Annotated in this window: 20 protein-coding genes and 1 tRNA gene; 5 read left to right on the forward strand and 16 right to left on the reverse strand. The window is 69.7% G+C overall.

The features are described from left to right. Positions 1 to 214 precede the first annotated feature (214 nt). Entirely contained in the window at positions 215 to 1585 is a 1371-nt protein-coding gene (locus ABFX50_RS10220) for a cystathionine beta-synthase (protein ID WP_183655189.1), read from the reverse strand. 128 nt (positions 1586 to 1713) lie between these two features. On the opposite strand from ABFX50_RS10220, the gene ABFX50_RS10225 reads away from it, so the two are divergent. From ABFX50_RS10225 to ABFX50_RS10240, 4 genes are all read left to right on the forward strand, one after another. Then, the gene (locus ABFX50_RS10225) at positions 1714 to 2694 is read left to right on the forward strand and encodes an SGNH/GDSL hydrolase family protein (protein WP_346145305.1); all 981 of its coding nucleotides are present in this window, start codon (positions 1714 to 1716) and stop codon (positions 2692 to 2694) included. Positions 2695 to 2730: 36 nt separating this feature from the next. Beyond that, on the forward strand, positions 2731 to 4059 hold the full coding sequence (locus tag ABFX50_RS10230; protein ID WP_312895795.1) for an outer membrane protein assembly factor BamB family protein: 1329 nt from the start codon (positions 2731 to 2733) through the stop codon (positions 4057 to 4059). Positions 4060 to 4197: 138 nt separating this feature from the next. Next, positions 4198 to 5415 carry an acetyl-CoA C-acetyltransferase gene (locus ABFX50_RS10235; protein WP_346145308.1) on the forward strand — a complete coding sequence of 406 codons (1218 nt, stop codon included), beginning with the start codon at positions 4198 to 4200 and terminating at the stop codon, positions 5413 to 5415. A gap of 185 nt (positions 5416 to 5600) precedes the next feature. After that, entirely contained in the window at positions 5601 to 6848 is a 1248-nt protein-coding gene (locus tag ABFX50_RS10240) for a beta propeller repeat protein (protein WP_346145310.1), read from the forward strand. Here the strand turns inward: ABFX50_RS10240 and ABFX50_RS10245 are convergent. The 3 genes from ABFX50_RS10245 to ABFX50_RS10255 form a co-directional block, all read right to left on the reverse strand. Further along, entirely contained in the window at positions 6817 to 7227 is a 411-nt protein-coding gene (locus tag ABFX50_RS10245; RefSeq protein ID WP_346145312.1) for a PPOX class F420-dependent oxidoreductase, read from the reverse strand. The genes ABFX50_RS10240 and ABFX50_RS10245 overlap by 32 nt on opposite strands. A gap of 63 nt (positions 7228 to 7290) precedes the next feature. Next, the gene (locus tag ABFX50_RS10250) at positions 7291 to 7524 is read right to left on the reverse strand and encodes a DUF4287 domain-containing protein (RefSeq protein WP_183655175.1); all 234 of its coding nucleotides are present in this window, start codon (positions 7522 to 7524) and stop codon (positions 7291 to 7293) included. Between the two features lie 161 nt (positions 7525 to 7685). Next, complete coding sequence (locus ABFX50_RS10255; RefSeq protein WP_346145314.1) at positions 7686 to 8471, reverse strand: Bax inhibitor-1/YccA family protein; 786 nt, start codon at positions 8469 to 8471, stop codon at positions 7686 to 7688. 516 nt (positions 8472 to 8987) lie between these two features. Here ABFX50_RS10255 and ABFX50_RS10260 point away from each other — a divergent pair. After that, positions 8988 to 9662, forward strand: coding sequence for a class I SAM-dependent methyltransferase (locus tag ABFX50_RS10260; protein WP_346145316.1), 675 nt, complete (start codon positions 8988 to 8990; stop codon positions 9660 to 9662). A gap of 202 nt (positions 9663 to 9864) precedes the next feature. Here the strand turns inward: ABFX50_RS10260 and ABFX50_RS10265 are convergent. The 12 genes from ABFX50_RS10265 to ABFX50_RS10320 all read right to left on the reverse strand — a co-directional run bounded on the left by ABFX50_RS10265 (position 9865) and on the right by ABFX50_RS10320 (position 18884). Further along, positions 9865 to 9937: transfer RNA gene (locus ABFX50_RS10265), tRNA-Leu, on the reverse strand. 49 nt (positions 9938 to 9986) lie between these two features. Continuing rightward, entirely contained in the window at positions 9987 to 10502 is a 516-nt protein-coding gene (def, locus tag ABFX50_RS10270) for a peptide deformylase (protein ID WP_221241320.1), read from the reverse strand. Beyond that, positions 10499 to 11011 carry an ACT domain-containing protein gene (locus tag ABFX50_RS10275; RefSeq protein ID WP_183655168.1) on the reverse strand — a complete coding sequence of 171 codons (513 nt, stop codon included), beginning with the start codon at positions 11009 to 11011 and terminating at the stop codon, positions 10499 to 10501. Before ABFX50_RS10275 ends, def begins: the two co-directional genes overlap by 4 nt. Before the next feature lie 49 nt (positions 11012 to 11060). After that, a complete protein-coding gene (locus ABFX50_RS10280) occupies positions 11061 to 12377 on the reverse strand; it encodes an NAD(P)/FAD-dependent oxidoreductase (RefSeq protein WP_428834689.1) in 1317 nt (438 codons plus the stop codon). Positions 12378 to 12505: 128 nt separating this feature from the next. Continuing rightward, entirely contained in the window at positions 12506 to 13300 is a 795-nt protein-coding gene (locus tag ABFX50_RS10285) for a uracil-DNA glycosylase (RefSeq protein WP_346145319.1), read from the reverse strand. An 18-nt stretch (positions 13301 to 13318) separates the two neighbouring features. Then, entirely contained in the window at positions 13319 to 13930 is a 612-nt protein-coding gene (locus tag ABFX50_RS10290) for a hypothetical protein (RefSeq protein WP_346145321.1), read from the reverse strand. A 74-nt stretch (positions 13931 to 14004) separates the two neighbouring features. Beyond that, entirely contained in the window at positions 14005 to 14910 is a 906-nt protein-coding gene (locus ABFX50_RS10295; RefSeq protein WP_346145323.1) for a DUF1700 domain-containing protein, read from the reverse strand. Continuing rightward, positions 14907 to 15236 (reverse strand): PadR family transcriptional regulator, encoded by a 330-nt coding sequence (locus ABFX50_RS10300; RefSeq protein ID WP_346128832.1) that lies wholly within the window; start codon positions 15234 to 15236, stop codon positions 14907 to 14909. The genes ABFX50_RS10295 and ABFX50_RS10300 overlap by 4 nt, the downstream gene beginning before the upstream one ends. Positions 15237 to 15324: 88 nt before the next feature. Next, entirely contained in the window at positions 15325 to 16797 is a 1473-nt protein-coding gene (locus ABFX50_RS10305; RefSeq protein WP_346145326.1) for a hypothetical protein, read from the reverse strand. 176 nt (positions 16798 to 16973) lie between these two features. Then, on the reverse strand, positions 16974 to 17921 hold the full coding sequence (locus ABFX50_RS10310) for a Ppx/GppA phosphatase family protein (protein WP_346145328.1): 948 nt from the start codon (positions 17919 to 17921) through the stop codon (positions 16974 to 16976). Further along, the gene (locus tag ABFX50_RS10315; RefSeq protein WP_346145330.1) at positions 17918 to 18460 is read right to left on the reverse strand and encodes a DUF501 domain-containing protein; all 543 of its coding nucleotides are present in this window, start codon (positions 18458 to 18460) and stop codon (positions 17918 to 17920) included. The genes ABFX50_RS10310 and ABFX50_RS10315 overlap by 4 nt, the downstream gene beginning before the upstream one ends. After that, positions 18447 to 18884 carry an FtsB family cell division protein gene (locus tag ABFX50_RS10320; protein ID WP_346128826.1) on the reverse strand — a complete coding sequence of 146 codons (438 nt, stop codon included), beginning with the start codon at positions 18882 to 18884 and terminating at the stop codon, positions 18447 to 18449. The genes ABFX50_RS10315 and ABFX50_RS10320 overlap by 14 nt, the downstream gene beginning before the upstream one ends. Positions 18885 to 18897 lie beyond the last annotated feature (13 nt).

Raw genomic sequence — 18897 nt, forward strand, 5'->3', positions numbered from 1 at the left:
GGCGCCCGCCCCCGCCGGAGCGGGGCCCGAGGTCCCTCGAAGCTCCCGGGGACGTCGACACAGCCCCCAGAGGCCCCTGGGAGCAGGCCGAGGTTCGCCGCCTCTCCGTGGAGGCGAGACGCCCGTCCTCAGGACATCCGGCCCGTGATCGCCCACACGGTCTGATCGTGTGGGCGCTCACGGGGTCTTCCGGGAGCGGCCTTCCCCCGACGCGTCAGTGGTTGGCGAGGAAGGCGAGGAGGTCCTGGCGGGTGAGGAGGCCGGCGGGCTTGCCGTCCTCCAGCACCACCGCCGCGTCCGCCTTCTCCAGCGCCTCCACCGCCCGCGACACCGACTCGCCCGCGCCGATCATCGGCAGCGGCTGCGACATGTGCTCGGCGATCGGGTCGTCGGAGCTGAGCTTGCCCCGGTACAGCGCCTCCAGCAGGTCGCGCTCCACGATGGACCCGACGACCTCGGCCGCCATCACCGGCGGCTCCTCCTTCATGACGGGCAGCTGCGAGACGGAGTACTCCCGCATGATGGAGATCGCCGTGCCGACCGACTCGTGCGGATGCGCGTGGACGAAGGACGGCATGGTGCCGCCCTTGCGCGACAGCACGTCCCGCACCAGCCCCCTCTCCGAGGGGGTGGTGAGGAAGCCGTAGTCGGCCATCCACTCGTCGTTGAAGATCTTCGACAGGTAGCCGCGCCCGCCGTCGGGCAGCAGCACGACGACCACGTCGTCAGGCCCGGCCTTGGCCGCCACCTGCAGCGCGGCGACCGCGGCCATGCCGCAGGAGCCGCCCACCAGCAGCGCCTCCTCGCGGGCCAGGCGCCTGGTCATATTGAAGGAGTCCTTGTCGGAGACGGCGATGATTTCGTCGCAGATCGTCGTGTCGTAGGTCGCGGGCCAGATGTCCTCCCCCACGCCCTCGACCAGGTACGGGCGTCCCGTGCCACCGGAGTAGACCGAGCCCTCGGGGTCGGCGCCGATGATCTTCACCCGGCCGCCGGAGACCTCCTTGAGGTAGCGGCCCGTGCCGCTGATGGTGCCGCCGGTGCCGACGCCCGCCACGAAGTGCGTGATGCGGCCCTCGGTCTGCTCCCACAGCTCAGGACCCGTCGAGTGGTAGTGCGACTCGGGGTTCTGGACGTTGGAGTACTGGTCCGGCTTCCACGCGTTGGGAATCTCGCGGGCCAGCCTGTCGGACACCGAGTAGTAGGACTCGGGGTGGTCGGGCGAGACCGCGGTGGGGCACACCACGACCTCGGCTCCGTAGGCCCTGAGCACGGAGATCTTGTCCTGGGCGACCTTGTCGGGCACGACGAAGACGCACTTGTAGCCCTTCCTCTGGGCCACGATGGCCAGCCCGACGCCGGTGTTGCCCGAGGTCGGCTCGACGATGGTGCCGCCGGGCCGCAACGCCCCCGACGCCTCCGCCGCCTCGATCATCCGTACCGCGATGCGGTCCTTCACCGAGCCGCCCGGGTTGAAGTACTCGACCTTGGCGAGCACCTGTGCGGGAAGGCCCGCCGAGACCTTGTGCAGCCTGACGAGCGGAGTGTTCCCCATGAGCTCGATCAGGGAATCGTAAACGCGCACTGAGGTGTTCACCTTCTTTGCAGAAGCTTGATCAGCTTGTGGATGGCCAGGGCCCCCAGGGGGTGGTGGGGCCTCAGCTAGGTTTCCTGATAACGCTACCGTCGCGACAGGTCGAGGGGGGCCGCCGAGTGATCTGGACTCCGGGGGTGGCGCGCACGGCGCGCAGGATCGCCGCGGCGGCCGCGGTGGGCGGGGGCGGTCTGACGGCTCTGGGCGCGACGGCGTACGGCCTGCTGATCGCCGAAAGCCTGGTCGCCAGGCGGGTGATCGGCCGTCCTCACGGCATGGAGGGCCCGCCGTCCGACGGCCTGTACGGCGACTTCCCCGGCGAGCCCGTCAGCCTCGTCATGCTCGGCGACTCCCTCTCCGTCGGCCTCGGCATGAGCGACCCCGAGGACACCCCCGGCGTACGGCTGGCGCACGGCCTGGCCTCCGTGGCCGAGCGCCCCGTACGGCTGACCGTCGCAGGCAAGTCGGGAGCCGCCTCGGTCGAGCTGGGCGACCAGGTGGACCGAGCGCTCAAGGCGCGTCCGGACGTGGCCGTCATCTTCGTCGGCGCCAACGACGTGACCACGCAGACGCCGCCCGCGACCGCCGTACGGCATCTGGCCAAGGCGGTGCGGCGGCTGCGCGAGGTGGGCGCGGAGGTCATCGTGGGCACCTGCCCCGATCTCGGCACGGTGCGCCCGATCGGCCAGCCGCTGCGGTGGGTGACCAGGCGGTGGAGCCGCCAGCTCGCCGCCGCGCAGACGGTCGCGGTGGTCGAGGCGGGAGGCAGGACGGTCGCCTTCGCCGACCTCCTGGGGCCGGAATTTGCCACAAACCCGGGCGAAATGTTCGGACCGGATCGTTTCCATCCATCTGACCGAGGTTACGCCCAGGCCGCTTACGCGGTGCTACCTTCTGTATGCGCTGCGTTGGGGTTGTGGCCTGAACCACATCCCAGGCGTGGCGAAGGTCTGCAAACGATTTACCTTGCGGCGGCGACGGCTGCGGAGGAGTCAGGCACAGAGGTCACCGCGACCAGGGTCGCAGGGCGGGCGACGGGCCCTCACGGTAGATGGGTCACGCTCTTCCGCCGGCGACCAGAAGACACCCTCCCTGGCTGAGCCGCCACTCCTCGCCCCCATTGGAGTGGAATAACCGTGCTCCGGCCCCTCGCGAAACCGGCCCTCGCCCTGGCCGGAACCCTTTCCCTGGCCGCCTGCTCAGGCAGCGACGCCGCCACGACAGCCTTCCCGACCTGGCACAACACCGACGTCAACGTGGTCAGCCGCATGGTCACCGCCGCAGGCGTGGCCACGACCACCTCCATGAAGCCCGACGGCACACTCGAGACCGTCGCCCTCGACCTGACCACAGGCAAGAAGCTGTGGGCCCAGCCCGCCACGATGGCGGGGCGGCTGCCGGGCATGGGCGTGCCGCCACCCGCGATCGTCGACAACGTCATCGTCTCGCTCGACCCGGGCAAGAAGGGCAGGTGGAACGCCGTCCTCGTCGCCCGCGACGCCCGCACGGGCAGCCAGAAGTGGGCCAGGCCCGTCCACTCGACCTTCGGCCCCCAGCGCTGCGGGCCCTACGTGTGCCTGTCGGAGCACACCGCGCTGTCGGCCGCCAGGGTGGTCGTGCTCGACCCCGCGACAGGCAAGCAGAAGTGGAAGCTCCCAGGCATCGCCGAGGTGGAGTGGTCCGATGCCAACAGGGTGCTGCTGCTGCGCCTGGCGGCCAACCCGATGATCGAGTCCTACGAGCTCAAGTCGGGCAAGCTCCAGTGGCAGCAGCCCATCGAGCAGGCTCTGGGCTCCGGCATCGACATGTCGGGCGGCTGGGCGTTCGGGTCGACGGGCGAGAACCTCGTCGGCTACGTCGCGCCGTACACCAGCCCGCGCACGAAGAAGGTCTCCACGTTCGGGCTGTTCTCGCTCAAGATCTCCGACGGCACCATCAACTGGATGCGCCCGTCCGTGGTCCGCGTCTATCCCAGTGGCAGCCCCGGCTTCGCGCCGGTGGTCCGCCCGGTCGACCAGCAGGGCCAGTACGGCGGCTTCGCCAGGCTCGACTCCGAGACCGGCAGGGTCATGGGCCAGATCACCGCCAGCCAGGTGCCCGGTTCGGGCTGGTGGCTGGCCTTCCCCCAGCGCATGGAGCGGCTGGGCTTCCTCAAGCACAACGGCGCCGGCTCCGCCTTCGACCTGACCACGGGCAACTCGGTGCCGGTGAAGGACCAGCGCGGCTGGTCCTTCTGCGTCACCGACCCCAAGCCCCTGCCGTTGAAGGGGCAGGCTCCCGGCTTCTACTCGGTCGCCGCCATCTGCGAGTTCGACCTGTCCAACGGCAAGCGGATCGCGGGCGAGAGCGCGCCGCCGTCCTGGTTCACCGGCAGCCAGGACGGCTGGCGGCTCTGGCGTGACGAGAAGGGCGCCATCCACGGCATCAGGGACGGCGCCGCCAACTCGCCCGGCATGTACGGATGACCGCGGCCGGGCGACCCGATCGCCCGGCTTTCACCTATCTGAAACAAAGTTCTGTTTTACCGGCCCCCGGGTCGTGGCAACGGCACTACCGAGGGGTAACCTCGCGATGGAGTGCTGACACGAACCCAGGAGAGCCCCATGCCCGAGGCAGTCATCGTCGCCACCGCGCGCTCGCCGATCGGCCGAGCCTTCAAGGGGTCGCTGAAGGACATCCGTCCCGACGACCTGACCGTCCAGATGATCCAGGCGGCGCTGGCCAAGGTGCCCCAGCTCGACCCGAACACCATCGACGACCTCATGCTCGGCTGTGGCCTGCCGGGCGGCGAGCAGGGCTTCAACATGGCCCGCGTGGTGTCGGTGATGCTGGGGCTCGACAACGTGCCCGGCACCACGGTCACCCGGTACTGCTCCTCGTCGTTGCAGACCACCCGCATGGCCTTCCACGCCATCAAGGCGGGCGAGGGCGACGTCTTCGTCTCGGCGGGCGTGGAGACGGTCTCCCGCTTCGCCAAGGGCAACTCCGACTCGCTGCCCGACACCCAGAACCCGATCTTCGACGGCGCCCGCGCCCGCACCTCCACCTTCGCCGAGGGCGGCCAGACCTGGCGTGACCCGCGTCAGGACGGCGCGGTCCCCGACATCTACATCGCGATGGGACAGACCGCCGAGAACCTCGCCCAGATCAAGGGCGTCTCGCGGCGGGAGCAGGACGAGTTCGGCGTCCGCTCGCAGAACCTCGCGGAGAAGGCGCTCGCCGACGGCTTCTGGCAGAAGGACATCACCCCCGTCACGCTGCCCGACGGCACGGTCGTCAGCAAGGACGACGGGCCGCGCGCCGGCACCTCCTACGAGGCGGTCTCGCAGCTCAAGCCGGTCTTCCGCCCCGACGGCACGGTCACGGCGGGCAACTGCTGCCCGCTGAACGACGGCGCCGCCGCGGTGGTCATCATGAGCGACACCAAGGCCGCCGAGCTCGGCATCACGCCGCTGGCCCGCATCGTCTCCACCGGCGTCACCGGCCTGTCACCCGAGATCATGGGTCTCGGGCCCGTCGAGGCCTCCAAGCAGGCGCTGTCGAGGGCGGGGATGTCGATCTCCGACATCGACCTCGTGGAGATCAACGAGGCGTTCGCCGCCCAGGTCATCCCGTCCTACCAGGACCTCGGTATCGACCTCGACCGCCTGAACGTCAACGGCGGCGCCATCGCCGTCGGCCACCCGTTCGGCATGACCGGCGCCCGCATCACCTCCACGCTGATCAACAGCCTCCAGCACCACGACAAGACCTTCGGGCTGGAGACCATGTGCGTCGGCGGCGGCCAGGGCATGGCCATGGTCCTGGAGCGCCTGTCCTAACCGCACCCCACGACCCGGGGCATGTGGCACGCGACCGGGGGCCGTCGGGGACAGCCCCCCGCCCCGGATGCGGGCGAGGCGCCCTCACGGCCCTCGCTCCATCTGGGCGGCGTCCCCGCCGGGTGGCTCGGAGGAAACGCGGGTATACGGCATGCCGTGCCGGGAAATTCGCCATAATGCCCGCGATGAAGATCGCACAGCGAGCCGTGGCCCTCGTCCTCTGCGCGAGCCTCGCGACGGCCTGCTCGGGCGAGCGAGACGGAGGAAGCGGGGGCGCCGCCGCAGCGAAAGCGAGCCCGACCCCCGCCCTGGGCACCGGCGCGACGCCCGCCGCGCCCGCCCATCAGACGGACACCTCGCCCGCGAGCGGCGAGAAGAGCACGCGGGTCGTCCGGTCGCCCCGATGGAAGCAGGTCAGGAGCGTTCCGCTGCGGGATGCCTCATGGCTGGTGGACGTCGTCGCGACAGGGCCTGACGCGGCCTGGGCGGTCGGCTACGAAGACGGCGCGGAGGACAACGAGGGCGCGCCCGTCATGCAGCGCTGGAACGGGCGGACCTGGTCGAGGGTCCCGCTTCCCCCACTGTCCGGCCCAGGGGGATTCGACGCCACCGGTCCCGACGACGTCTGGTTCGCGGGCGCGTCCGAGGTCTCCCACTGGGACGGCAGGCGCTGGGCCGTACGGCGCCCCTTCGGGATCTCCGAGGACGAGCGCTTCTCCGACGTCTCCGTCCACAACGGCCAGGTGTTGCTGATCGGTTCGGCCGAGTCGGGCTCGTTCGTCGTGTCCGGCGAGGACGGCGAATTCGAGTTCCAGTTCCCCGGGAGGGCGGGCGCGTTCAACGCGATCACCTTCCGAGCGGGTCACGCCTGGATCGTGGGCGCCAAGTCGCGGGAGTCGTGCGCGGGTCTGACCCCGATGGTCCTGCACAGCAGGCAGAAGCGCTCCTCCTGGAAGGAGATGCGCCTGCCCGACATCCCCGGTGGCAGTCTGAGGGCGGTCGCGCAGATCTCCCCCACCGATGTGTGGGCGGTCGGCGAGATCATCAAGGGCGGCGGAAACGCCCACGAGGGTGACCCGTCGTCCTGCCCCGACGCCTACGAGAGCGCCGAGGACCAGCCCACCACGCCACTGGTCCTGCACTGGGACGGCCGCCTCTGGCGGCAGATGCCGGTGCCGCTGACGGAGGGCTCGCTCACCGGCGTCACCGCCTTCGGGCCCGACGACGTGTGGGTCGCAGGACACGAATCCGTCCTGCTTCACTTCGACGGGCGGAAGTGGACCGCCGAGAGCGCCTCGGACCGGGGCACCGTCAACGCGGTCGCCGCCATCCCCGGCACGAAGGACCTGTGGGCCGTCGGCGCGATCGACGAGTGGACCGACCAGGGCCAGGACTTCGTCCTCAGGCGTGACGGTCGGGGCCCGCGCGGTTGAGCGTGATCCTCAGCACCACCCTGCGCTCCCTCTCCATGGCGTCGCGGTACTCCGCCCAGTCGGGGTGCTCGCCCGAGATGCCCCGGTAGTAGGCGACGAGATGGTCCATCGCCTCGGGAAGCGAGACGACCTCGGCCGTGCCCTCGACCTGGATCCACTCGCCGAAGAATCCGTCGGTGAACGCGCACACGGCGACCCGCGGGTCTCTCCTGGCGTTCCTGGTCTTGGCCGCGCCCTCGCGGGTGCTGATGATCGCGTGACCGTCGTCGTCGACGCCGACCAGCACCGGCGACATCTGCGGCCGCCCGTCGGCGTGCCTGGTGAGCAGGACGGCGTGGTGGTGGCGGGCCAGATAGCCGCGCGCCTTGTCGAGATCCATCACACCATGATGCGCGCCCGAGCCGAATGATCGGCACGGGCGCGTGGGGGGGTCTCGGGGGGTTTAGATGAACCCCATTCTGTTACGACGGTGCCGCTCGTGCTCGACGACGATGGCGGCGGCGTAGCCATGGGTCAGCCCGTGCTCCTCGGCGAGCCAGTGCGCTCGTTCATCACATCTGAGGAAGGATGGGCCGTTGTCGATGGCTTGGAACCACTCTGGGAGTTCGCGTCCCGTGATGGCCGGGACTCTGGCGATGAGCTTGATCTGCGTCTCCGGTGAGTGGTTCAAGGACATGGGCACCTCCACGGATGGATTAAGGTCCTTTGCTTGACACTGCAACACCTCACCGCGAATCGCAACCCCTCGGCGGCCAGCCTTTTGTCACGGCGCGTAGATCCCTCGTGGCGCATAGAAAAGACCCCGCCGGTTCACCAGCGGGGTCTTGACCTGGACGATCAGTCGTCGCCCGAGAAATAGCTGATGAATCGCAGCACCTCGAGGTAGATCCAGACCAGGCTCAGCGTGAGCCCGAACGCGCACTGCCACGAGTACTTCTCGGGAGCTCCCGCCTTCACCCCACGCTCGATGTCGTCGAAGTCGAGGAGCAGGAAGAAGGTGCCGAGCAGGATCATCGCGGCGCTGAAGATCCAGCCGAGCGGGCTGTCGGTCCGCAGGCCGATGCCGCCGTCGACGAAGAACCCGGCCACGAGGTTGACCAGGACCAGCGCCAGCGCGCCGATCGCGGCCGCGATCACGAACTTGGTGAACTTGGGTGTCACCCTGACGATGCGCAGGGAGTAGACGGTCAGCACCGCCGCGAAGGCCAGAGCCGTGCCGATCACCGCCTGGAGCACGATGCCGTTGAAGAACGACTCGTACATCCGGCTCAGCGCGCCCACGAACACGCCGTAGAACAGGGCGTAGCCGAGGATCAGCGCAGGGTTGGTGCTCTGCTTGAACGAGGCGATCAGGCCGAGGACCACGCCGATGAGGGCGGATATGGCCGCGACGCCCATGCCGACCTCGAAGTACCACGAGGCGGCGCCGGCGACGACAAGCGTGCCGAGCGTCATGAACCCGCGGACCACGACGTCGTCGATGGTCATCGTCTTGGCGGCCGGCGGCGCGGGCGCGTAGGCCGGGCTGTCGTACATCCCCTGCAGATGCTCGGGGCTCGGGGTCCACCCTTGCTGTTGATGGGTGTATGGCGACCGGCTGAATACGGGGTTCTTACTCTCCATCGCTGCCTCCACGCTGCGACCAATGTGATCAGAGTATTGGACCGGCTGTCACACAGGCCAAGTCACGCTGGGATCTATGTACATTCGAGACTTCCGCAGCGATCTCAACGAACGAGATGCCATGCGGGTTCCCGGCTGGTCGCCGAGCTCGCCGGCAGGCACGGTCTGCAGGTCAGGGACCCTGCGGTGCTTCACGCTCCCCACACTATGCGGTGGCCGGGGCCGCCACCGTGATGTCGGTGGGCCGGCCGGTGTGGCGCTCGTACGGAAGGTCTCCGTCGCCTCCTCTCTCGCCGCCTGGGGCGCGCCCGTGGTGCCGCCCATCGATCTGATGCCCCCTGACCGCGTCTCTCACGCGGGCCCCCACATCTCTTCCCGGCAGTTCGTACGGCAGGCGCCCCGCCCCCGCCTTCGTCGAGGCCAGGCGCCCCGGGCAATCCTGTGGACACCGGCCACGGCGAAGGTGTTCCCTGTGGTCGCGGGAAGGGCGCGGGCCGTACCGGAGGGAATGGCTGGATGAGCACTCCACGTGACTACGACACCGACCCCGGCAGGTTCAGGGTCGGCGCGGGGCTCACCGCCCGTCATCTGACCGGTGGCACGTCGCTCTACGCCCTCCTGGCCGAGCGCTTGAGGCACGTGCCGCGCGTTCTCGACATCGGCTGCGCGGACGGCGCGCTCCGCGCCGAGCTGCCCCAGGTCGTGGGCGTCGACGCCGCCCTCACCCTGCTCCGCGAGCATCCCGCGCCCCGGCTCATGGGCGAGGCCACGGCGCTGCCCTTCGCCGACGGCTCCTTCGGCGCCGCGGTGGCGGTGAACATGCTCTACCACCTGCCCGACCCGCTGGAGGCGCTCCGTGAGGCGAGGCGCGTGCTGGCGCCCGGCGGCATGTTCGTGGCCGCGACGCCCAGCCGAGCCGACTCCCCCGAGCTGGCGGAGGTGTGGCGGCCCTCCCGCACGACGTTCGACGCCGAGGAGGCGCCGGAGCTGGTGGCGGCGGTGTTCGAGAGGGTGGAGGTGGAGCGGTGGGACGCTCCGCTGATCACGCTGCCCGACGCGGCTGCGGTGCGCGACTATCTGGTCACGCGATTCGTTCCGCGCGAGCGCGCGGAGAGCGCTTCCCGACAAGTTTCTACGCCCATCACCTTGACAAAACGTGGCGCAATGGTGTGGGGGTTCAGAGGCCTTTAAGCGGGTCACATAACCCCATTCGGGACAACCCGCATAAACCTCGGTGAATGGGTCCAGTCAAGGGCGTCCACCTGGCCGGACGAGCGCCTTCGTCGCGGCCGGTCGCCGCCGGGAGGCCCTTCGGCGCCCCGCCTGCGGCCCCCTGACCGAGCGTCAAGAAGAAACGCCAGGTCAGGGGGGTAAATTGGATATAAATTAGCGGTGCCCCCGGCGGGATTCGAACCCGCACGTCAACCCTTTTAAGGGGTTTGCCTCTGCCATTGGGCCACGGGGGCGCCGCAATCATACGAAACGGACCATGCTCACGAGGAGCACAACTTTGTATCAGGCGTAACAAGAGTGAGATCTGTGGTGAAGTGCCCGCGCTCCGGACACTCTGTCCAGGAAGAGCACACCGTCCAGATGGTCCAGTTGGTGCTGGATGCACCGGGCCTCGAAGGCGTCGGCCTCGATGGTGACGGGTTCGCCGCTGCCGGGCAGCTGGCCGCACACCGTGATCTGGGCGGCTCGCGGCACCTCGGCGAACAGGCCGCGCACCGACAGGCAGCCCTCCCTGCCCACGCGCCAGTGAGAGGCCTCGGCCAGGCGGGGGTTGACCAGCGCGAGCGCGCCCGCGCTCGACCGGCTGCGCGGGTGGCGGCCCGCGTCGAAGGCGATCAGCCGCCAGCTCAGCCCGACCTGGGGCGCGGCCAGCCCCGTGAGCATGCCGGCCTCGCGCAGGGTGGCCAGCAGGTCGGCGGCGGCGGAGACGACGAAGGGATCGGTCGGATCCACCGGTTCGGCGGAGGCGGACAGCACGGGGTGCGGCGCGCCGAGCACGTCGCGAGGGACCCCGCTCACAGCAGGTCCGATTCGCAGGGGCGGAAGGTGATCTCCGAGCCGAGCCCGGCCCCGACGACGGCCAGCCGGCGCATGAGGTCGGCCACGTCGACGGAGGCGGGCAGGTCGACGTCGGCGATGAGCACGTAGAGGCGGCCGCTCAGCGTGGTGCTCATCCCGGTGATGTTGCCGCCGACCGAGGCGAGCACGCGGGAGACGGACGAGATGATGCCGGGCCTGTCCGGCCCGTGCAGGGTGAGCACATAGCCGAGACCGGTGCCCGCCCCGCAGGGGTCGCGGCGCCCCTCGACGGCGGCCGCCGTGACGACCAGCTCGCCGACCTGCATCCGCTCACGCAACTGCTCGGCGGACAGATCGCCCGCGACGAGGAGCATCATCGCGACGTGCCCGCCGAGCAGCGTCATGGTCGAGTCCTGGATGTTGACGCCGCAGTCGGCCAGCGAACCGGCCACCTCGGCTATCACGCCTGGCCGGTCGGTGCCGAGCACGGTCACAGCAGAGAGCCCCACCCCTGGATCTCCCCCTTCTCCTCGCGCGCGGAAGGAGGGTCCCGAAGCGTCAGCGGCGGTTGCTCGCGACCGCCGCCCTGAACTCGTCGCGCGGGTGCTCCATCTCGCCGAGAGACACGGTCTCCCGCTTGAAGAACAGCGCCAGCGTCCAGTCCGCGACGACGCGGACCTTGCGGTTCAGCGTCGGCACCCGGGACAGATGGTATGTGCGGTGCATGAACCACGCAGCCAATCCGCGAAGCTTGACCCCGTAGACGTTCGCCACGCCCTGGTGAAGGCCGAGTCCCGCGACCGATCCGACGTACTTGTGCCGGTATTCGACCAGTTGCTGCCCGTGGAGCGTGCGGACGATGTTGTCGCCCAGGACCTTCGCCTGCCGTACGGCGTGCTGGGCGTTGGGCGCGCAGTACTGACCGGGGTTGGTGACGTCGGGGACGCCTGCCAGGTCTCCCGCCGCGAAGGCGTCCTTCGTGCCCGCGACGGTCAGCTGGGTGGTGGTCTTGATCCGGCCGCGCTCGTCGAGCGGCAGGTCGCCTTCGGTCACCACGGGGCTCGGCTTCACGCCCGCCGTCCAGACGAGGGTCTCGGCGTCGAACTCGGTGCCGTCGGACAGCACCACGTGGCCGCCGGTGGCCGACTCGAGACGCGTGTCGAGCTTGACCTCGATGCCGCGCTCGCGCAGCTGCTCCAGCGTCCACTTCCCCATCTCAGGGCCGACCTCGGGCAGCACCCTGTTGGTCGCCTCGACCAGGACCCAGCGCACGTCCGAGGGCTTGATGTTGCGGTAGTAGCGGGTGGAGTCCTTGGCCATGTCCTCCAGCTCGGCCAGAGCCTCGACGCCCGCGAATCCGGCGCCGACCACCACGAAGGTGAGCGCCCGCCTGCGGACCTCGACGTCGTCGGTGGACTCGGCGACGTCGAGCTGGTGCAGCACCCTGTTGCGCAGGGCGATGGCCTCGCCGACGGTCTTGAAGCCGATGCCGATGTCGGTCAGGCCGGGGATGGGCAGGGTGCGCGAGATCGAGCCCGCCGCCATCACGAGCAGGTCGTAGGGGATCTCTCGCGGCTCGCCCTCGCCGGGGACGAAGGTGACCTTCTTGTTCGCGTGGTCGACCTTGGTCACCATGCCGTTGAGGATCGTGGCCTTGGGGAGAACCCTGCGCAGCGGCGCCACGACGTGCCGGGGCGACAGGTTGCCGGCCGCCGCCTCGGGGAGGAAGGGCTGGTAGGTCATGTAGGAGTTGGGGTCGATGACGGTGATGCGCACGCTGCGGTTGCGCAGCTCCTTGCCGAGCTTGCGCTGCAGACGCAGGGCGGTGTACATCCCGACGTACCCGCCGCCGACGATCACGATGTGCTTGTTCACCTGAGGTCCCATCCTCGTGGTCACGCTTGTGAAACTATTCACAAGCATATGCCCGCGACCCACGGCAAGGCCAATCCCTTCCCAGTGAGTCTGCCCACACTAAAATGCCCCAAAGGGCGCTTTACGGGCTATTTAGCGATATTTGCCGCTCTATGGAATATGTCGTCCAGCATCTGGGCGGTGACCCTCCCGGTGAACGTGTTCTGCTGGCTCGGGTGGTAGCAGCCGATCAGCGTGACCTGGCTCTCGCCGTACGCCACGGGGACCTCCACGCCGTGCCCGAACGGCGGCCTGCTGCGCGGCAGGCCGTACCCCGCGTCCTTCAGCGCGGGCCACATGGCCTGCCAGGCGTAGCCGCCCAGGGCCACCACCACGCGCACGCTGTCGGCGACGAGTTCGATCTCTCGCTGGAGCCACGGGTAGCAGGCGGCCTTCTCCTCCGGCAGCGGCTTGTTGGCCGGTGGCGCGCAGCGCACGGAGGCCAGCATCCGCGCGCCGACCAGCCTCTGCCCGTCGCCGGCGTGGACGCTGGTCTCCTGGACGGCGAACCCCGTGCGGTACAGCGAGGCGAACAGCCAGTCGCCGCTGCGGTCTCCTGTGAAGATGCGTCCCGTCCTGTTGCCTCCGTGCGCGGCGGGCGCCAGGCCCACGATCAGCAGGCGGGGGCTCTCCTCGCCCCAGCCCGCGACGGGCCTTCCCCAGTAGGTCTCCTCCGCGAAGGCCCGCCGCCTGACCGTCGCGACCTCCTCGCGCCACTCCACCAGGCGTGGGCAGGCCCTGCAGACCGACTCGCGGGCCGTCAGCTCACCGAGCGTACGGCTGGCGGCCGCGAGCTCCCTCACCCCCTCGGCCGAGTGCGCCACGGGGGTGTCGGGAGCCGCGGGGTCGTCAGGCCAGCCGATGCCGGGAGGTACGTAGCTCATGGCACCGATAGTGCCCGATCAGGTGCAGGTGATGGAGTACGGAACCTCGGCCGACCTGGCGGTGTTCGGACTGGAGATCTCCACCCACACCCTCGCGTTCGTCACCGCGCCCGGCGTGGCGGTGACACCGAACCTGTGCGACACCTCGCGCTCCCCGGGGCCACTGAAGGTCTCGGCCGGCGCGTCGAAGTGGCCAGGGGTGGACCAGTTCCACCGGTAGGCCACGGTCGTGGCAGCGCTCACCTTGATCGTCGCCCTCGCCGTGAGCCAGTAATAGCCGTTCTCCCCCTCCGGGCACGGCCCGTTGTGGCCGGCCGGTTCGACCCGCACGCTCTCGACCCCCGCCACGGGAGCCGCCGACGCGCACGTCACCCTGTAGCGCACCCGGTCGGCGTCGCGGTTGGGCCCCCAGATCTCCAGCGTCATCGTGCCGCTGCCCGACGCCGTCGGCCTGAGGACGTGGCGCAGACGCTCGCTCCGGCGCACCCGTACCGAGCCGTCGTCCACGGTCCTGCCGTCCAGGCGCCATCGGTAGCGCACGGTCGCGGGGCCGTCGGTGACGCGGACGACCCCGTCGAAGGTCACCCTGTGGTCGGACGTGAGCGCCCCCACCATCCGTGCCCAGCGCATCGCTGTCCCCTTCCTGTGCCGGGTTCCGAGCCTCCAGAGAACACCGGCGCCGGCCGAGGGGCTTGAGTAACCGATTACTCGGATTCCGGCCTGGAGGTGGCGGTGGGAGCCTCCGTGGGCGTCACTTCCGGGGTGGCGCTGGGAGCGGCGGTGGGTGAGACCGTGGGGCAGGCCGCGGGGGCCTGCGTGGACTCGGGCGAGGACGATTCGAGCCGCAGGGGCAGCGGGTACCGGTTCAGCACAGGCTCGCCGCACGAGCGGTCCACGGTGTAGCCGAACATCTCCGGGTTCGTGGTGACGGGCCTGCCGTCCTGGTCGTAGAGGTAGACGTCGCTCAGCGGCGTGCCGTCCTTGGCGTAGGGCCTGATGTTGGAGATCTCGCCGACGGAGGCCATCATGTCGACCGTCACGGGCTCCTGGTAGGCGAGCGGGGACGGGTCGGAGCTCCTGCTCAACGACTGCGCGCCGAGGAAGCCGAGCATCAGCGCGAGCACCGCGAAGCCCGAGGCCAGCGCGGAGGTGATCCGCAGCCAGCGACCCCTTGGCATCCTGCCCAGGACCACCGACAGCCAGATCACCCCCGCGACCAGCGCGAACTCACCCAGGGCGTCGGGCACCAGCTGCGCGTCGCCCGCCGCCGAGATCAGCAGCATGGCCAGGGCGTATCCGCGCAGTACCCACCACCCCGGTCTGAGCTCGGGCAGGAAGGCAGCGAGCTGCCCGAAGGCCGGGTGGCCCGCCAGAGAGGCCCGCGCCGCCCCCAGACGGAACCTCGTGCGCCGCTCCTGCGGCCTGTCGCCGTAGGCCGCGCCCAGCTCGGCGGCGTAGGCCTCGGGCGGTCCCAGCCGCTCCTCCAGCGGCACCTCGGACTCCGCGGCCACCTCTGCGAGGTGGTCGTCGAGGTCCTCCAACAGCTCGTCCCTGTACGGATGATCGGCCAGAGCCTCTCGTACGGCCTGCGCGTACTGTTCGGCGGTCATGACGGGTGCCTCTCCTTGAGCAGATCGGCCATGGTGGCGGCGAAGGCGGTCCAGGTCGCGGCCGAGGCGGCCAGTTGGTCGCGGCCGACGTCGTTGAGGCCGTAGTACTTGCGATGCGGCCCCTCGTCCGAGGCCACCACGTAGGAGGTCAGCGCGCCCGCCTTGAACAGGCGGCGCAGCGTGCCGTAGACGGACGCGTCGCCCACGTCCTCGAGACCCGCCTCCCTCAGGCGCCGGACGACGTCGTAGCCGTAGCCGTCGCGCTCGTCGAGGACAGCCAGGACCGCGAGATCGAGCACGCCCTTGAGAAGCTGGGTGCTATCCACGCGAAGCACACTACTGCGCAATGCACAGTAGTGGCAACAGAAAACCGGGCGGCACCATGACGGTGCCGCCCGGCCTCAGTTCACCCGATCAGGCGCCCGCAGGGGCTTCCTTCTCGGCAGCGGGGCAGTGGTCACCGTAGGTGGCCAGGCTGCTGTCCGACGCGCCACCCGCGAGGGTCGCCTTGGCGTGGATGCCGTTGGTGCCCGCAGCCGGGAGGCTGTAGGACACGGTCTGGCTGCCCGCCTTGTCGAAGTCGAGGGTGACGTTCTTCGAGAAGCCGCCCACCTCGCTCCACAGCTGGACGACGACGTTCTTCGCCGCGCCGTTGACCGTGATGGTCGCGGTGGCGTTGATCGTCGAGCCCTTGCCGTCCTTGCAGGTGCTCTGGTCGTGCACAGCCGAGACGCTGACCTTCACCGAGGTCGCGCCGGGCTCCGGCTTGTTGCAGGCCGCGTACGACTGCGAGGCCGAGTCACGGTTGTTCGGACCCGAGATCGCGATCGACACGGTGCCGCCCTTGGCGGCGTCACCGCTCAGCGACTGCTCGTTCAGCTCGACCGACTTGCTGCCCGCACCACCGAAGTAGGTGGAGCCGCTGTCGACGACCTTGCCGTTCACCGACCACACGTACTCGACGCGGCCGCGGCCGTTCGAGGAGATGGTGGCGTTGGCGCCGACGGCGCAGGTGTTGTGGTTGGTGCCGGTGGTGGGAGTGGACACCGAGACCTTGGTCTCGTGGTGGCCGCCGTCACCCTTGCACCACACCTTGTAGCCGACGCGGTTGGACTCGGTCGCGCCACGGCCGAGGGTCTCGAGGACCGCCCAGCCACGGTGGCTGGAGCGCGGGGAGAAGCCGAAGCCGACCTTCCGCGAGTTCCAGACCTTGACCTTGCCGCCGTCGACGACGTCACCGTTGAGGATCCAACGGTAGTGAACCCAGCGAGGGCTGTTGACCCTGATCACACCGGTGAAGTCGATCTTGTCACCGGGGGTGCAGGGACCGACGTACTCGTCCGGGTGCGCCCACGCGCGGGCGGACACCTTGTCGTAGTCGGCCTCGCGCAGGCCGCCGTCGTCGTTGCCCTTGTCTTCACACGTGACCGAGAAGTAGCTCTTCTTCGACTTCACGTTCTTCGGACCGAGGACCTCAAGGGCCTCCCAGCCCTTGACGTTGCCCTTGAAGGTCAGGGACTGACGGACGTTGATCTTCTTCACGCCGTTGCCCGAGACCTTCTTGGTCTGGACCTTGCTCTTGGAACCGTCGCCGTGCAGCCAACGCCACGCGACCGTCGTCTTGCCCTTGAGCTTGACGCCGATCGTCGCGGAGAAGTTGACCGTGGCCGGACACGAACCCTCGTAGTTGCGCACGGACGCCTTGGGCGTCGTGATCGCGATGGAGGGCTTGCCCGTGCTCTTGGCGCCGGCCGTCGAGGCCGTGCCTGCCGTGGCCGTGGTCGCCGCTTGTGCCGGAGCGGCGGCCAACCCCGTGACCATGGCGGCCAGCACCGCGGACGTGGCGCCGAAGGCGGCCACTCTGCGGGCCAGTCCTGAGGACTTCATGTGAGAGTGCTCCATTCCGTGAGGGAAAAGACGCGCTCGGGAACGGTCGCCACGCCGGCACCATCCTGTGCCGGACCATATGGCAAAGCCCCCGTAAAGCCCCTTTACCTAATCACAGAACAGAATGCACTCTCAACACACGCCAAAGGGGCCGAATGTCCCAAATCGCGGAAATTTCAGGAGATGGAGTAGGCGATTCCGTCCAGAATGTCGTGTTCGCTCACGACGACCTGCGGAAACGCGAAACGCCTGACGATGCGGTCGAGAATCAGCGCCCCCGCGCCAATGACGTCGACCCGGCCAGGATGCATCACAGGGACGGCCGCGCGCTCACCATGGGTCATGGCGAGAAGGCGGCGCGTCACATCATGAACCTGTTGCGCGGAAAGAATCGAGTGATGAATCCGCTCCGGATCGTAAGCGGGCAGATCGAGCGCGATGCCCGCGATCGTCGTGACCGATCCCGCGAGACCGACCAGCGTGCGCGCCCGGCGTACGGGAACCTCCGCCTCGACCCTGTCGAGCGCCGCCTCGATGTCGGCCACCACCCGTTCGAGGGCCGCGGCATCCGGCGGGTCGCCCGCGTCGCGCAGGTGGCGCTCGGTCAGCCTGACGCAGCCGATGTCGACCGACAGCGCGCCCTCGACCGACTCCGAGCCGACCACGAACTCGGTGGAACCGCCGCCGATGTCGACCACCAGGTACGGCGGATACGGCCCCTGGGGCACCCCGGTCTCGGCCGACAGGTGAAGCAGCCCCTTGGTCGCCCCCGTGAAGGAGAGCTCGGCCTCCTCGGCGCCTGAGACGACCTCGGGCTCCACGCCGAAGATCTCGCGCACCCCGTCGACGAACTCCTGCCTGTTGGCGGCGTCGCGGGTGGCGCTCGTGGCCACGACCCTGGTGGCCGTCGCGCCGTGCAGGTCGATCAGCTTGCGGTACTCGCGCATCGCGGCGAACGTGCGCTCCAGCGCCTCGGGCGCCAGTCGTCCCGTCCTGTCGACGTCCTGGCCGAGCCTGACGATCTCCATGCGGCGCTCGACGTCGGCCGGCCTGTCGCCGTCGACGTCGGCGACCAGGAGGCGGACGGAGTTGGTGCCGCAGTCGACGGCCGCCACGCGGGTCATCCGGCCTCCTCCTCCGCACCCGTGGCGGGCGCGCCCTGCTCGTCGGAGACCCGCACGCAGGGCCCGTCGGCCCACCACTTCGGCAGCCGTTCGAGCGCCTCGGCGCCGAACGGGTTGGCGCCCGGCGCGGCCAGCTCGTGCGCCACCAGCGCGTGCAGGCACTTCACCCTGAGCGGCATGCCGCCGGTGCTCTGCATGTCGCGCGGCAGCGGTTCCATGCCCTCCTCCACGGCGGCCTTGTCGCGGCCGGCGACGTAGTCGTCGTGGGCGGCCTGGTAGGCGGCGGCCAGCTCGGGATCGTCGGCGAGCCTGGCCTGCATCTCCTTCATCAGGCCGGAGCCCTCGAGCGTGCCGATCGCGGAGGCGGCCTTGGGACAGGTCAGGTAGTAGAGCGTGGGAAACGGGGTGCCGTCGGGCAGCCTGGGCGCCGTCTCGACCACGTCGGGGTTGCCGCAGGGGCAGCGGTGCGCGACCCCGCGCAGGCCCCGCGGCGGACGGCCGAGCTGCTGCTCGACCGCCGCGATGTCATGGCTTTCCATCGTCCTTCTTCTCTCCTGCGGCAGGCGCGGTGGAGGCCTTGACGCCCTTGCCTGTGTCGGCCGCCTCGACCGACTCCCACAGCGTCTCGTACCAGGGCGGCGTGGTGGTCGGCTGCTGCCGTGTGCTCGCCTGGGCGCGCTTGGCCTCCTTGTCGGCGACCATGTAGCACTTCTCGCCCGCGCCGCAGTAGTGCAGCCTGCGCCTGGCCTCACGCTTCTGGTAGTTGGGGTCATGCAACTGCTTCTGCCGCTCGGTCAGCTTGCGCTGCTCCTCCTGCTCCTTGGCCTTGTCGGCCTCGAGCTGGGAGATCGCCCGCCGCTGGGCGACGTACTCGCGCACAGGGTAGGCGAGGCTCATGGCGATCGCGCACACGACCACCGCGAGGATCGCGGCCCTTCCCGTCAACTGCGGTCGTTTCGCCATGGATGCTCCCTCC

The organism is Nonomuraea recticatena, assembly GCF_039533245.1.
Taxonomy (GTDB): Bacteria; Actinomycetota; Actinomycetes; order Streptosporangiales; family Streptosporangiaceae; genus Nonomuraea; species Nonomuraea roseola.